A 14,398-nucleotide genomic window follows, 5' to 3' on the forward strand; every position below is an offset into this window, starting at 1 on the left:
CCAGAGTTTCAACTGAGTGCAATTTGTGAGGTCTACTTTTTAGCAGGTGGGCGCAGGTCACACAACCCTCGATTTGACCTGGCGGGGGGTGTGGTGCGGGTGGGTCGGGGTGGCGGGTGTGGTGGCGGGTGTGGTGGGTCGGCGGGGGTGTGGGGGTGGGTCGGGGCCCTCTTGCGTTCTTTGACTCGGTCTAACTATGGTGTGCGGGGCGGGGCCTTGTGCAGGTGCCTGAGGCGTCTGGGTGCCGTCCGGTCGAGTTCACAGGCGCACACGGGCGTCGCTGGCGTCGCGGTGCGGGTGGAAGGGAGAGCGGCGGAGTGCATCAACCTATGGCGGGCGTCAAGATGGTCGAGGTCGCCCAGTTCACGTTCACTCCGGCGGCGGGGGGTGTCCTGGCCGAGTGGGGCGCCGATGTGATCAAGGTGGAGCACGCGGAGGCCGGGGACGCGCAGCGGGGGATGGTGAACCATCCCAAGGACGGCACGTTCCAGCCGCTGATGGATCATCCCAACCGGGGCAAGCGCAGTATCGGCCTGGACCTGGCGACCCCGGGCGGGTACGAGATCCTGCTCGAGCTGTGCCGGGACGCCGACGTGTTCCTGACGAACTTCCTGCCGGCCGCGCGGGCCCGGCTACACCTCGACGTCGCCGACATCCGCAAGGCCAACCCGGACATCATCTACGTGCGGGGCTCCGCGCACGGCCAGCGCGGGCCGTGGGCGGAGAAGGGCGGCTACGACGGGTCGGCGTTCTGGTGCCGGATGGGCAGCGCCTGGGGTGTCACCCCCCCGGACTCCCCCCGCGTGGTCACCATGCCCGCCGGCGCCTACGGCGACTCCACCGGCGGGATGACGATCGCCGGCGGGATCGCCGCCGCCCTCTACGGCCGCGCCACCACCGGGCAGACCTCCGTCGTCGACGTCTCCCTCATGTCCGTGGGAGCCTGGGCGTTCGCCCTCGACCTCGGCAACGCCGCGCTCACCGGCGCCAGCAAAACCCCGATCCCGCTCAACCAGACCATGATGAACACGGTCGGGAACCCCACCGTCGGCCACTTCCGCACCTCCGACGGCCGGTGGATCAACTTCACCATGCCCCAGGCGTTCCGCTACTTCGCCGACGTCTGCCACCACCTCGGTCTCGACCACCTCATCGACGACCCCCGCTTCACCACCGCCGAAGCCCTACGCGCCAACGCCGCCGACGCCGGCCAGTACATCGCCGACGCCATCGCCGCGAACACCTTCGCCCACTGGACCGAACACCTCCAGACCATGGAAGGCCCCTGGGCCCCCATCCAGAACCCCCACGACATCCTCAACGACCCCCAGATGCACGCCAACGGCTACCTCACCACCCTCACCGACAGCGAAGGCAAACCCCGCCAACTCGTCACCAACCCCGTCCAGTTCGACAACACACCCCCCCACACCCGCCGCGCCCCCCTCTTCGCCGAACACACCGACACCCTCCTCCACGAACTCGGCCACACCGACGACACCATCATCAAACTCAAAATCGACGGCGCCATCACCTGACATTCACCGACTTCACCGACTTCACCAACTTCACCGGCATCGCTGACATCCGTGTGCCCGCCGCCGCGCGGCCGGCCGCGGGACAGGCGCAGCCAACCGAGTCGAAAACCGGTCCTGACAGACGGAGGAGATCGTGTCTTATCGGGTCATTCAGTGGACGGCCGGCACGGTGGCCAGGGAGGCGGTGACCGGCATCCTCGGCCACGCCGATCTGGAGCTGGCGGGTGCCTGGGTCCACTCGCCGGACAAGGACGGCCGCGACATCGGTGAGCTGTGCGGGTTACCTCCGCTGGGCGTGCGGGCGACCCGGGACAGGGACGCCCTGCTCGCCGAGCACGCGGACTGCGTCGTCTTCGCGGTCGGCCGCAACTGGGTGGAGGACCCGACGGAGACGTTCGGGGAGCTGCTGCGGATTCTGCGGTCGGGCAAGAACGTGGTGAACCTCTGGTGGCCGACGCTGGTGTATCCCCGCGCCCAGGACGACAAGCTCTACCGGGAACTCGAACAGGCCTGCCGTGACGGCGGCACGTCCTTCCTCACGGTGGGGATGGACCCCGGTTACGGAACGGCGGGGCTCGCGCTGTCCGCGCTGACCCTGACCCGTGAGGTCACCAGCGTCCACATGTACCAGTTCATGAACAACGGCTTCTGGGAGGGCCCGGGAATCACGAAGTTCTTCGGCTTCGGCCAGAACGACGTCGACCGGATCCCGATTCTGCAGCCGGGTGTGACAACGAGCTACCACGCGACGACGCTGCACCTGATCGCCGACGCGATCGGGGGGACGATCGAGAAGATCGTCGAGGACCACGACTTCATCTACGCGGACGAGACGTTCGACGTCGCGTCCGGGCACATCCCGGTCGGGACCATCTCCGGGCTGCGCTACCGGGTGAAGGGCATCATCGACGGACGGCCGGCGGTCATCGTCGAGCACGTGGAGAAGCTGCGCGAGAACGACTTCTCCGAGCTGGGTTTCCGCGGTGACGGCTACCGGACGGAGGTCGTCGGCCTGCCCAGCGTCCAGCTGGACATGAAGCTCTCCGCGCCCGCCGGCTACGTCGGCGACCCGATCGCCGTCGCCTCGGCGATGAGCGTGGTCAACGCGGTGCCCCGGGTGTGCGAGGCCCCGCCGGGCGTGCTCTCGCTGCTCGACGTCGCGCCGTTCCCCTCCCGTAACCCGAATCCGGTGACCAGCCCGGCCTCGGTGGGCTAGTCGCCCGACGAAACCGGCCCCGGTACCGACAGTCGGTACCGGGGCCGGACGCTTGTCAGTCAGGGGCGGGCGTCGGGTGCGGTGGTCAGATCGCGTTCTGGGTCATCAGGAACTCGATCACCGGTCGGCCCGCCTCCCAGGACCCGCCGATCGAGGCCATGACGTGCCCGGAGTCGACCAGCAGGCTGACGCCGCTGATCCCGCTCGCCGCGGGGCTGTTCAGGAAGACCATCACGTCGCCCATCTGCTCCGCCAGCAGCGGCGTGGTGCCGGTCGCCTCGCGGTACTGCTTGTCGAAACCGAGCCAGCTGTTCGCCTGGGCGAGGGGGGTGTCGGTCGGGCCGGGGCAGATGGCGTTGATCCGGACCCCCTTGCTCAGCAGCGGGTAGGCCTCGCGGGCGACATAGGCGTTGATGACCTGCTTGCTGAACATGTAGCTGTTGGTGCCCTCGTGGGCACTGACCCAGCTGTCGGCGGACTCGAAGTCGGGAGTGGCGAGGAACTCGACGAGCGTCGGCAGGTGGTTCTGCCAACCGAGTCCGGCCACCGAGGAGATCAGGCAGATCGCCGATCCCGCCGCTAAAGTCTTCTCGGCCACCATCCGCTCGATGATGTGTCGGTGCCCGATGAAGTTGACCCGCATCACCGCCGGGCCGGCGGCCATGCCGGCGGCGGAGAACAGCGCGTCGACCGGGCCGTCCAGCTCGTCGAGGGTGGCGTCGATCTGCTTGCGGTCACCCAGGTCGACCTGGAGGAACTGCGCGACGGGATAGTCGACGGGGGCGCGGTCCAGGACCACGACCTCGGCGCCGAGGCCGGCGGCCGTCCTGGTCGCGGCCGCGCCCATGCCCGTGGCGCCGCCGACCACCACGACCCGCTTGCCGTCGTAACGAAATGCCTGTCCGTCAGTCATGATCTGTGAACCTCCGGGTTCGCCCGTCAGCTGTGTTCGGGCCTCGAAGCCGTGCGTCGTGTCTGGTATTCCATGTGGGTGGCGCACCCTGTGTCACACCCTCCGGGCGCGCCATCTCCGCCCGGTCCGGAAAGTCCGACACGGTCAGCGCAACCTTCATCCACATCCTCCCTCCCAGCAGGCCGGGTTGACAGTACATGTACTTCAACCTAGTGTAAATATGGACGGCGACGGCCCAGGTAGATGATCCGTGAGTTAAACGGTTCGCCGGACATCCGCCCGACCGGCATCCGGCCGACATTGCGCGGAGGATCTCGCGCGTCCTGGACAGAAGGGCTCCGATGAGCGATTCGCTTTACCGCTACCTCACGTACGAGTCGCTCGACGACGGTGCGATCGTGCGGATCATGCTCAATCGTCCAGAGACGCGCAATGCCCAGAACCGAGGGCTTCTGGTGGAGCTCGGGCAGGCGTTCCTGCGGGCGGAGGAGGACGACGCGGTACGGGTCGTGATCCTCGGGGGAAACGGCCCGATGTTCTCGACGGGTCACGACATGGGCTCGCGGCAGGGCCGGGAGGACATGGCGCCCGGGCCCAACCGGCATCCCTCGGCCGGAGTCAACGGCGGTACCCGGCAGGGTGCCGAGAAGCTGATGCTGCAGGAATGGCATCACTTCTTCGAGAGCACCCGCCGCTGGCGCAACCTGCGTAAGATCACGGTCGCCGCCGTGCACGGCGAGGTCTACGCCGCCGGGCTCATGTTGATGTGGGCCTGTGATCTCATCGTCGCCGCCGAGGGCACGACGTTCGCGGACATGGTGGGAACGCGGCTCGGTATGTGCGGTATGGAGTATTTCGCGCACCCCTGGGAGTTCGGCCCGCGCAAGGCCAAGGAGCTTCTCCTCACCGGTGACTCCATCGACGCCGAGGAGGCCTGGCGCCTCGGGATGGTCTCCAAGATCTTCCCTCCGGATGAACTCCAGGAATCCGCCCTGGCCTTCGCCCGACGGATCGCCGCCATGCCCACCATGGCGGCGCTTCTGATCAAGGAATCGGTCAACCAGAGCGTCGACCACATGGGCTTCTACACAGCACTGAACGCCTGTTTCACGCTGCATGAGCTGAACCACGCCCACTGGGGCTGGGTACATGACGACGGCATGCCCATGGGCATGCCCGGGGACGAGGGCGTCGTCGACTGGCGGACCAGCCCGCGGGTCGCGCCGGCTTTGCGTGACCAGGTCGTCGCCCCCGACCCGGTGGGTTGAGCACATGACGACGACCGCGGAGCCCCCCTTCTTCGGCCTCGACCGCGACGCGAAGGTCAGATGCAGCGACTGGGCGCGCGCGAGCTCCCTCTCCCCGGCGGGGACCGCCGGCACCTACCCGGGCTATCTGCTCGTCGAGATCCCGCTGCCGTGGCCGCACGACGTCGGCGAGACCGCGCAGGCCGCGGTGGTCGCGCCCGTCATCGCCCCCGCCGGCTACCGGCTGCAGGCGGTCATGCCCGTCGACCCCGACACCCCGGCGGAGAGCCGCCGGGTGATCCTGCACGCCCGAGCACCGGGCGCGCCGGGCGACCTGGGCGACCCGGGCTTCGCCGGCTACCGACGTTTCGAGACCACAGCCGGCCCGTCGCTGCCGGACACCGTCGCCGCCCTGGTCGCCGCGGCCGCCGATCCGGCGCCGTCGAGCCTGGAGGCTCCCGCGGTCGACGTCCTGGTGTGCGGGCACGGCCGGCGGGACGCGTGCTGCGGCCGGCTCGGGGCGGGGCTGGCGGTCCGGCTCGCGGCGCCCGGCCCGCGCGCGGGCGTGAACCTGTGGCGCACCAGCCACCTGGGCGGGCACCGTTTCGCCCCGGTCGCGCTCGTGCTCCCGCAGGGCACCGGCTGGGCGTTCGCCGACCTCGGCCTGGTCGACGCGGTGCTGAGCCGCGAGGGCGACTTCGCCGCCGTCGCCGATCGCTACCGCGGCTGCTCCGGTCTGGACAGCCCCCAGGTGCAGGCACTGGAGGTCGAGGTGCTGCGCCGCGAGGGATGGCGTGTGCTGGACCGCCCGCGCGGCGGCTCGTTCGACGGCTCGGTCGCCGAGCTGACCTTCCAGGAGGACGACGGCAGGACCGTCACGTGGTCGGGGAGTGTCCAGCCCGGACGCACGGTCCCCACCCCCGACTGTCTGCAGCCGCCCGCCTCGGCTCGCAAGAGCCAGACCGAATGGGCCGTCTCCGCGGTCGTCCGCCGCGAGCAGGCGCGGCTCACCTGACAGGAGGAAGACATGACATACGCCGGTCTCAACGCCGCGAAGCTGCTCATCGACGGCCAGTTGGTGGACGCGGAGGGCGGGGCCACCTACGACAACATCAACCCGGCCACCGAGTCCTCGATCGGTGTCGCGGCCGACGCCTCCACCGGTGACGTCGACGCGGCCATCGCCGCCGCCCGCAAGGCCTTCGACGAGACCCGCTGGAGCACCGACACCGCCTTCCGGGTGCGCTGCCTGCGTCAGCTGCAGGACGCCATGGCCAAGCACGCGGAGCAGTACAAGGCCATGGCGACCGCGGAGGTCGGCCTGCCCACCAAGATGGCCGGCTCCACCTACGACATGCCGGTCGAGGGCCTCGGGTGGGTCGCCGACATGCTGGAGAAGTACGAGTTCACCCAGGACTTCGGGCACGGCAACATCGAGGGCTTCGGGGCCCACCGGTGGGTCGAGCGGGAGGCCTACGGGGTGGTCGGCGCGATCACGCCGTGGAACCAGCCGACCCAGGTGAACCTGGCGAAGGTGGGCCCGGCGCTGGCCGCCGGGAACACGGTGGTGCTGAAGGCCGCCCCGACGACCCCGTGGTGCGCCAGCGCCATGGGCAAGCTCGTCGCGGAGCACACGGACATCCCGCCCGGCGTCTTCAACGTCATCACGAGCGCGGCCAACGACCGCGGCGAGGAGCTGATCACCGACCCGCGGGTCGACCTGATCAGTTTCACCGGCTCGACCGCGGTGGGTCGGCGGATCATGAAGCTGGGCTCCGAGACCATCAAGAAGTGCTTCCTGGAGCTGGGCGGCAAGTCCGCGAACATCGTCTTCGAGGACGCCGACTTCCGCACGGCGATCGGCATGTCCACCTTCATGGTGTGCATCCACGCCGGGCAGGGCTGCGCGACGCTGACCCGCCTGCTGCTGCCGCGCTCGCGCTTCGAGGAGGGGGTGGAGCTCGCCGCGCAGATGCTGTCGATGATGCCGTACGGCGACCCGCTCGACCCGAACAACCTGATGGGCCCGCTGAACAGCGAGCGCCACCGCGACCGGGTCGAGGGCATCGTCGAACGGGCCAAGGCGGCCGGCGGGACGCCGGTCATCGGCGGCGGCCGGCCGGCGCACCTCGAGCGCGGCTACTACTTCGAGCCGACGCTGTTCGCGGACATGCCCGAGGACTCGGACATCGTCCGCAACGAGATCTTCGGGCCGGTGCTGGTCGCGCTGCCCTTCGACGACGAGGCGGACGCGATCCGCATCGCCAACGACAGCATCTTCGGCCTGTCGGGCGCGGTGTTCTCCGGTGACCACGAGCGGTCCAAGGCGGTGGCCCGCAAGATCCGCGCCGGCACGATGATCGTGGACGGCGGCATCTACTACGGGCCGGACGTCCCCTTCGGGGGCTACAAGCAGAGCGGGATCGGCCGCGAGAACGGCAAGCTCGGGTTCGAGGAGTACCTCCAGGTCAAGGCCCTCTGCGAGCCGGTGTGACCGCCGGCGTCCTACGCTCCCGGCCCTCGGGCGTCGCCGTGCCGGGCGCGGTCCACACCCTCGCGGCGCCGAGCGCCCCGCCCACGTCCGCCGTACCCGCACACGCCGAGAGGAAGCCCGCGTGAGCACCGCCGCCACCGACATCTACTACGACCCGTACGACTTCGCCATCGACCAGGACCCGTATCCGGTCTGGACCCGCATGCGCGAGGAGATGCCGCTCTACTACAACGAGCGGTACGACTTCTACGCGCTGACGCGGTACGCGGACGTCGAGGAGGCGTCGGTCGACTGGCAGAAGTACACCTCCTCCAAGGGCATCCTGATGGAGATGGTGAAGGCCGGGATCCCGACCCCGCCCGGTCTGTTCATCGCCGAGGACCCGCCCCAGCACGACATGCACCGGCTGATCCTCAGCCGGGCGGTCACCCCCCGGCGGGTGCAGGTGCTCGAGGCCCGGATCCGGGAGCTGTGCGCGGAGTACCTGGACCCGCTCGTCGGCAGCGGCCGGTTCGACCTGATGCAGGACTTCGCCAGCCACCTGCCGATGCGGGTCATCGGTGCCCTGGTCGGCATCCCCGACGAGTACCTGCTGAACCTTCGTGACCACGTCGAGGAGTCGGCCAGGCTCACCGAGGAGAAGCCGCAGGACGAGCAGCGGCTGCCCAGCATCGGGGAGCCGTACGCGCCGTTCCTGAAGTACCGGAAGGCCAATCCCGCCGACGACTTCCTCACCACCCTGATCCAGGCCCGGTTCACCGACGTGTTCACCAAGGAGGAACGCGGTCTCACCGACGCGGAGATCCTGAACTACGTCGGGATGCTCTACGCGGCCGGTGTCGAGACCACGGCCCGGCTGATCGGGTGGCTCGGCAAGGTGCTGTCCGACAATCCGGCCCAGCGGGCCGAGGTCGTCGCCGACCGGTCCCTCGTCGCGAACACGGTGGAGGAGACGCTGCGTTTCGAGGTGCCGTCGCCGATCCAGGTCCGGGTGACGGTGAAGCCGGTCGAGCTGCACGGGCGGACCGTCGACGAGGGGAAGATCGTCACGCTGCTCACCGGCGCGGCGAACCGCGACCCGCGGGTCTTCCCGGACCCGGACACGTTCGACATCCACCGCAAGATCGACGCGCACCTCACCTTCGGCAAGGGCGTCCACTACTGCTTCGGGGCGGCGCTGGCGCGTATCGAGGGCCGGATCGCCCTGGAGGAGTTCCTCGCGCGCTTCTCCGACTGGCACGTGGACATGTCGGGGGCGGAGCTCATCCACACCGCCACCATCCGGGGATTCCACAAGCTGCCCCTCGAGATCTGACGCGCGGCGGGGGCGGCCACGGAGAGCGGGAGAAGGGAAGACGGCGGGGCGGCGTCCGCGCGGACGCCGCCCCGCCGCGCGGACGGACCTCAGCGCTGGCCCGGCCGGAGGGTGACGAACAGGGCGGTGGCGTCGGCCGTCACCGTCTCGCCGTCGTAGAGCGCGGCGGTCAGGTACCGCTTGCGGCCCTCCTCCCGGTCGTGCCGGACCTCGACGCGGAGCCGGACGTCGATCGGGGTGACGGCGCGGAAGCTGACGTTGAGGTAGGCAGTCCGTGCCATCGGCCGGCCGCCCGCGTTCGAGAGCCGCCCCATCACCTCGTCGAACATCAGCGGGATGGCTCCCCCGTGGGCGGTGCCGAAGCCGCCGAGGTAGTACCGGCCGAACGTGACGTGCCCGACGAGGCGGTTGTCGTCGGCCTCGTCGACGTGCACCACCGGCAGCAGCGCGTGCGCGCGACCCCCGATGCCGGGAGTCCGGCCGGCGGCCTGCAGGGTTTCGGCCACCTGGTAGGGCTTCAGGAGACCGCTGAGCCGCTCGATGTCCAGGCTGGCCTGCCGCGCCACGTCGGCCGGTAGGTCGACGCCGCTCACGGTGTCCTGCAGGACCCGTAGGGCGTCGAGCATCCGGGCGAACTCGGGCTCCAGACCGCCTGCGGTCCCTGCGGTCCCTGCGGTCCCTGCGGTCCCTGCGGTCCCGGTGGTCCCGGCCGGCGTCCGCTGGTTCTTCGTCAAGATCCCTCCTAGGACCGGCGTAGCAGCATCGCGCCGGCGGGGGCGAGCCCGCCGGTGCTGACGGCGGCGACGGAGCAGCCGTCTACCTGGCGCTCGCCGCCCTGGCCGCGTAGCTGGACGACCGCCTCGTGGATCATGCCCATGCCGTGGGTACGGCCGGCCGAGAGCTGGCCGCCGTGGGTGTTGAGCGCGACGACTCCGCCCTTGCGGGCGATGTTGTGGCCGCCGGCGACGAAGTCGGCGGCCTCACCGATGCCGCAGAAGCCCAGGGCTTCCAACCAGGACAGGCAGTTGAAGGTGAAGCCGTCGTAGAGCTGCGCGACCTGGACGTCGGCCGGCCGCAGCGAGGTGCGCGACCACAGGTGCGCGGACGGGCCGAGTGTCTGCGGTTCGTGGCTCGTCGTGCTCTGGTGCCAGAGGAACCGCTCCGTGATCTGCGTGCCGACGGCTTCGACGAACACCGGCTGGCTGGCCAGGTCGCCGGCGGTCTCCACCGCGGAGACGATCACGGCGAGGCTCGCGTCCATCGGGACGTCGCAGTCGTACAGGCCGAACGGTGTGGTGATCGGCCGGGCGTTGAGGTAGTCGTCCATCGTCATCGGGTCGCGGTAGACGGCCTGCGGGTTGAGCGCCGCGTTCGCCCGCTGGTTGATCGCGATCCAGCCGAGGGCCTCGCGGGTCGCGCCGTAGCGGTGGAAGTAGTTCGAGGCGATCATCGCGAGGTTGATGGCGACGGAACCGACGCCGTACGGCGCGATGTACCCCTGCGGCCCGGTGATCCGGCCGCCCCGGCCGCCGATGCCGTACGGGCTGCCGCCGCCCGGGTTGGCGGCCCGCTGCTGGGCGGCGTAGGTCGACTGCCACACGGTGCGGAAGCACAGGACGTGCCGGGCCAGCCCACTGGCGACCGCGAGCATGGCCGCGACGACGGCGCCGCCGGGGCCGAACGTCTCCGAGCCGCCGTTGTACCAGGTGGGCCGGATGCCCAGGGTGTCGGCGAGCGCGGTCACCCCGCCCTCGGTGAAGCCGCCGATCAGCTCCCCGCCGGGGAAGGTCGACAGCCCGTCGATGTCGGACAGTTCCAGGCCGGCGTCGGCGACCGCCGCCCTGGCCGCGGCCGCGGCCAGTGTGAGCGGCGGCAGCATCAGCCGCCGGCCGACCGGGGACATGCCGATCCCGGTGATCGCCACCCGGTCCTCGAACTTGTCAGTGCGGACCATCGGCCGCACGTGCCGCCCGTGCTCCGCCGGGGCGATGACGTCGTCGGGGAGGGGCCCGAACGCCAGGCCCCGTCGCGGCCCGTCGCCCGGGTCCGGCTCCGGACCCGGACCCGGACCCGGGCCCGGTTCGCCCGGCGCCGGGGCGAACAGCGGGAGCCACACGTCGTCGCCGGCCGGCTCGAACCGCACCTGGACGCGCAGCCCGACGGCCGCCTCCTCGGCCGGGAGGTCCACCAGGCCGGTGATCACGCGGACCCGCGGGTCCTCGTCGATCGCGACCGACGCGACGACGAACGGGGGTGGGAAGGCCGGTTCCCACGGCTGGTGGTTGACGGTGACGCCGATGACCGTGCCACGGCCGCTGACCTCGGTGACCCCGAGATGGTCGGAGTGGCAGTAGCAGCAGACCGGCTGCGGCGGGTGCACCAGCGAGGCGCAGTCCTGGCAGCGCTGGAACCGCAGGACGCCGTCGCGGCCCGCGGACCAGTAGAAGGCGTTGAGGCCGTCCAGCGCCGGCAGCGGGCGGGGCGTCGAGGGGGAGGCGTTGCTCGTCACCTGGCAAATAATATATTGTCGACTTGAGAAAGCAATCCCGGGATCACTGGAGGCGCGCCGTGTGGGAGTTCGAGACCGAGCCGGAGTACCAGAAGAAGCTGGACTGGGCGGAGCGCTTCGTCCGGGAGGAGGTCGAACCCCTCGACGCGCTGTGGCGGCACCAGGTCTTCGAGCGGCCGATCGACCCGGTCATCGGGCGCATCGTCGGCCCGCTCAAGCAGCAGGTCCGCGACCAGGGCCTGTGGGCCTGCCACCTCGGGCAGGAGCTCGGCGGCCAGGGCTACGGCCAGGTGAAGCTCGCCCTGCTCAACGAGATCATCGGCCGGGCGGCCTGGGGGCCGGTGATCTTCGGTACGGCGGCGCCCGACACCGGTAACGCCGAGATCCTCGCCCACTACGGCACCGAGGAGCAGAAGCGGCTCTACCTCCAGCCGCTGCTCGACGGCGACATCGTCTCCTGCTTCGCGATGACCGAGCCGCAGGGCGGCTCCGACCCGGGCGTGTTCACCACCCGGGCCGAGCGGGACGGCGACGGCTGGGTGATCAACGGCCTGAAGTTCTTCGCCTCGCACGCCAAGTGGGCCTCGTTCTACCTCGTCATGGCGGTCACCAATCCGGACGCCGCCATCCACCACGGCGCCTCGATGTTCATCGTGCCGAGCGACACCCCCGGCATCGAGATCGAGCGCAACATGGCCCTGTTCGGGCAGGACGTGCCCGGCGAGGGCACGCACGGCCTCGTCCGCTTCACCGACGTCCGGGTGCCGGAGGAGAACGTGCTGGGCGGCGAGGGGCAGGCCTTCGCGATCAGCCAGACCCGGCTCGGCGGCGGGCGGATCCACCACGCGATGCGCACCGTGAGCCAGGCCCGCCGCGCCCTGGACATGATGGTCGAGCGGGCCCTGAGCCGCGAGACGAAGGGCAGCCGGCTCAGTGAGAAGCAGTCGGTGCAGAACTACCTCGCCGACTCCTACGCCGAGCTCACCCAGTTCCGGCTCTTCGTGCTGTACGTGGCGTGGCGCATCGACAAGCTGAAGGACTACCGGGCCGTCCGGCACGACATCGCCGCGGTGAAGGTGCTGACCCCGCAGGTCATGCACAACATCACCCAGCGGGCGCTGCAGGTGCACGGCGCGCTCGGGACGACGAACGACCTGCCGCTCAACGAGTGGTTCTCCGGCTCGATGATCCTGGGCCTGGCCGACGGTCCCAGCGAGATCCACCGGGTGACGGTCGCCCGCGCCGTGCTCCGGGACGGCAAGCCGGCGGAGGGCCTGTGGCCGACGCAGTGGCTGCCGCTGCGCCAGGAGGCCGCCCGCAAGAAGTGGGCCGAGTTCCTCGAGCCCACCGGCGCCGACCAGTGAGCCAGGCGGTGAGCGACACCGGTCCGGCGCTCGACGTCGACGCGCTCGGCCGGTGGATGGACACCCGGGACCTGCCCGGCGCGGGCCTGCCCGTCCAGGTGCGGCTGCTCTCCGGGGGCCGGCAGAACGAGATCTTCGAGGTCAGCCGGGGCGACTTCCGCGCCGCGCTGCGCAAGCCGCCCGTCGCCGCGCCGGCCGACCGTGACGCCGGGATCCTGCGCGAGTGGCGGATCATCGAGGCGCTGACCGGGACCGACGTGCCCGTCGCCGACGGCATCGCCGCCTGCGCGGACCCGAGCGTGATCGGCCGTCCCTTCTACCTGATGGACGTGGTCGACGGCTGGTCGGTGATGAACACACCGGGCTGGTGGGCGCCGCCGTTCGACACCGACCTCGAGGCACGCGGCGGTCTGGCCCACGAGCTCATCGACGGCATCGTGCGGATGGGCGCCCTCGACTGGCGGGCCCGCGGCCTGGGCGACCTCGGCCGTCCCGACGGCTACCACGACCGGCAGGTCGCGCGGTGGACCCGCTTCTACGAGCGGATCCGGGCTCGGGAGATCCCCGGGCTCGACGAGGCGACCCGGTGGCTGGCGTGCCACCGGCCGCTCGACTTCGTCCCCGGGGTCATGCACGGTGACTACCAGTTCCCGAACGTGATGTTCCGGCATGGCGCGCCGGCCCGGCTGGCGGCCATCCTCGACTGGGAGATGGGCACCGTCGGCGACCCGAAGCTGGACGTCGCCTGGGCGCTGCACAGCTGGCCGGAGGACCCGACCGGTCCCTCGGACAACGAGTACCTCGTCGGCATGCCGCCGCGCTCGAAGCTCCTCGCGTTCTACGCGGAACGTTCCGGCCGGCAGGTGGACGACTTCGACTACTACCTGGTGCTGGCAAAATGGAAGCTGGCGATCGTCCTGGAGCAGGGCTACCAGCGGGCGAACGGTGACCCGAAACTCAAGGACTTCGGCGGCTACGTGGTCAGGTACATGAAGGAGGCGGCGGAGACCGCCGCGTCGAGCGACTATCCAGCGGTGCGGTGACGGAGGACGCGGACATGACGGGCGAACACCGGCGCCGCGGGCACCCGCCCCGGACGGCCACGTGAGCCTCCCGTGACGACACGTGACGCCGACCCGAGTGCGATCCGGCGGCTCGCCTCGGGTCGGCGGCGCTACGGCAACCTCAAGGACGAGGCCGCCGACTTCATCCGGGAGGCGATCGTCTCCCGCGCGCTACCCCCACGCAGCAAAATCGATCAGGACGAGGTCGCCGACGCGCTCGGGATCAGCCGCGCCCCGGTCCGCGAGGCCCTCATCGAACTCGCACAGAAAGGCTTCGTCGACGCCGTCCCCCGGCGCGGCGCGTTCGTCGCCGAGGTCACCGTCGAGGACATCGAGGACCACTACGAAGTTGTCGCCCTGGTCTCCGGAATGACCACCCGACGCGCCGTGCGCACCCTCACCCCGACGCAGATCGAGGAACTCGCCCGACTGCACCGCGAGATCACCACCACCGGCGAGGAGACCCGCCGCCGGAGCCTGGACCGCCGGTTCTTCCAGATCATCGCCACCGCCGGCAAATCACCACGCCTCGACGCGATCCTCGACTTCCTCGGCGGCGTCCTGCAGGGCAGCTTCTACTACGACGCCCCCGCCTGGGAGAACAACGAGACGAAATACCGCGAACGACTACTGACCGAGATCCGGGCCGGCGACGTCACGGCGGCGGCCCGCACCAGCGAGGAACACGTACGCTCCTGCGCCGCCGTCACCGTCGAACACCTACGCACCCGCGGCTAC

12 protein-coding genes are annotated in these 14,398 nt (G+C 70.4%); 9 read left to right on the forward strand and 3 right to left on the reverse strand.

Annotated elements, in window-relative coordinates:
* Positions 1 to 329 precede the first annotated feature (329 nt).
* Together B056_RS0132575 and B056_RS38880 are read left to right on the forward strand one after the other, a co-directional pair.
* Positions 330 to 1,538 carry a CaiB/BaiF CoA transferase family protein gene (locus B056_RS0132575; RefSeq protein WP_018506035.1) on the forward strand — a complete coding sequence of 403 codons (1,209 nt, stop codon included), beginning with the start codon at positions 330 to 332 and terminating at the stop codon, positions 1,536 to 1,538.
* Between the two features lie 133 nt (positions 1,539 to 1,671).
* Positions 1,672 to 2,754: an NAD(P)H-dependent amine dehydrogenase family protein gene (locus B056_RS38880; RefSeq protein WP_035753591.1), complete on the forward strand. Its 1,083-nt coding sequence runs from the start codon at positions 1,672 to 1,674 to the stop codon at positions 2,752 to 2,754.
* Between the two features lie 85 nt (positions 2,755 to 2,839).
* On the opposite strand, the gene B056_RS0132585 is transcribed toward B056_RS38880, so the two are convergent.
* Complete coding sequence (locus tag B056_RS0132585) at positions 2,840 to 3,667, reverse strand: SDR family oxidoreductase (RefSeq protein WP_026240412.1); 828 nt, start codon at positions 3,665 to 3,667, stop codon at positions 2,840 to 2,842.
* 341 nt (positions 3,668 to 4,008) lie between these two features.
* On the opposite strand from B056_RS0132585, the gene B056_RS0132590 reads away from it, so the two are divergent.
* The 4 genes from B056_RS0132590 (at position 4,009) to B056_RS0132605 (ending at position 8,723) form a co-directional block, all read left to right on the forward strand.
* Positions 4,009 to 4,935, forward strand: coding sequence for an enoyl-CoA hydratase (locus B056_RS0132590; protein WP_018506038.1), 927 nt, complete (start codon positions 4,009 to 4,011; stop codon positions 4,933 to 4,935).
* 4 nt (positions 4,936 to 4,939) lie between these two features.
* Positions 4,940 to 5,929: a sucrase ferredoxin gene (locus tag B056_RS0132595; RefSeq protein WP_018506039.1), complete on the forward strand. Its 990-nt coding sequence runs from the start codon at positions 4,940 to 4,942 to the stop codon at positions 5,927 to 5,929.
* A 12-nt stretch (positions 5,930 to 5,941) separates the two neighbouring features.
* On the forward strand, positions 5,942 to 7,408 hold the full coding sequence (locus B056_RS0132600; protein ID WP_018506040.1) for an aldehyde dehydrogenase family protein: 1,467 nt from the start codon (positions 5,942 to 5,944) through the stop codon (positions 7,406 to 7,408).
* Between the two features lie 121 nt (positions 7,409 to 7,529).
* The gene (locus B056_RS0132605; RefSeq protein WP_018506041.1) at positions 7,530 to 8,723 is read left to right on the forward strand and encodes a cytochrome P450; all 1,194 of its coding nucleotides are present in this window, start codon (positions 7,530 to 7,532) and stop codon (positions 8,721 to 8,723) included.
* A gap of 89 nt (positions 8,724 to 8,812) precedes the next feature.
* Here the strand turns inward: B056_RS0132605 and B056_RS0132610 are convergent, their stop codons facing one another.
* Positions 8,813 to 9,349 carry a PaaI family thioesterase gene (locus tag B056_RS0132610; protein ID WP_018506042.1) on the reverse strand — a complete coding sequence of 179 codons (537 nt, stop codon included), beginning with the start codon at positions 9,347 to 9,349 and terminating at the stop codon, positions 8,813 to 8,815.
* Positions 9,350 to 9,465: 116 nt separating this feature from the next.
* Positions 9,466 to 11,232, reverse strand: coding sequence for a thiolase C-terminal domain-containing protein (locus B056_RS0132615; protein ID WP_018506043.1), 1,767 nt, complete (start codon positions 11,230 to 11,232; stop codon positions 9,466 to 9,468).
* A gap of 59 nt (positions 11,233 to 11,291) precedes the next feature.
* On the opposite strand from B056_RS0132615, the gene B056_RS0132620 reads away from it, so the two are divergent.
* From B056_RS0132620 to B056_RS0132630, 3 genes are all read left to right on the forward strand, one after another.
* Positions 11,292 to 12,596, forward strand: a complete 1,305-nt coding sequence (locus B056_RS0132620; protein ID WP_018506044.1) for an acyl-CoA dehydrogenase family protein — start codon at positions 11,292 to 11,294, stop codon at positions 12,594 to 12,596.
* A gap of 56 nt (positions 12,597 to 12,652) precedes the next feature.
* Positions 12,653 to 13,639: a phosphotransferase family protein gene (locus B056_RS0132625; protein ID WP_051105802.1), complete on the forward strand. Its 987-nt coding sequence runs from the start codon at positions 12,653 to 12,655 to the stop codon at positions 13,637 to 13,639.
* A 72-nt stretch (positions 13,640 to 13,711) separates the two neighbouring features.
* Positions 13,712 to 14,398: GntR family transcriptional regulator (locus B056_RS0132630; protein WP_018506046.1), on the forward strand; the 687-nt coding region annotated here is incomplete at its 3' end.

Origin of the sequence: Parafrankia discariae, from assembly GCF_000373365.1 — a bacterium.
Classification (GTDB): Bacteria; Actinomycetota; Actinomycetes; order Frankiales; family Frankiaceae; genus Parafrankia; species Parafrankia discariae.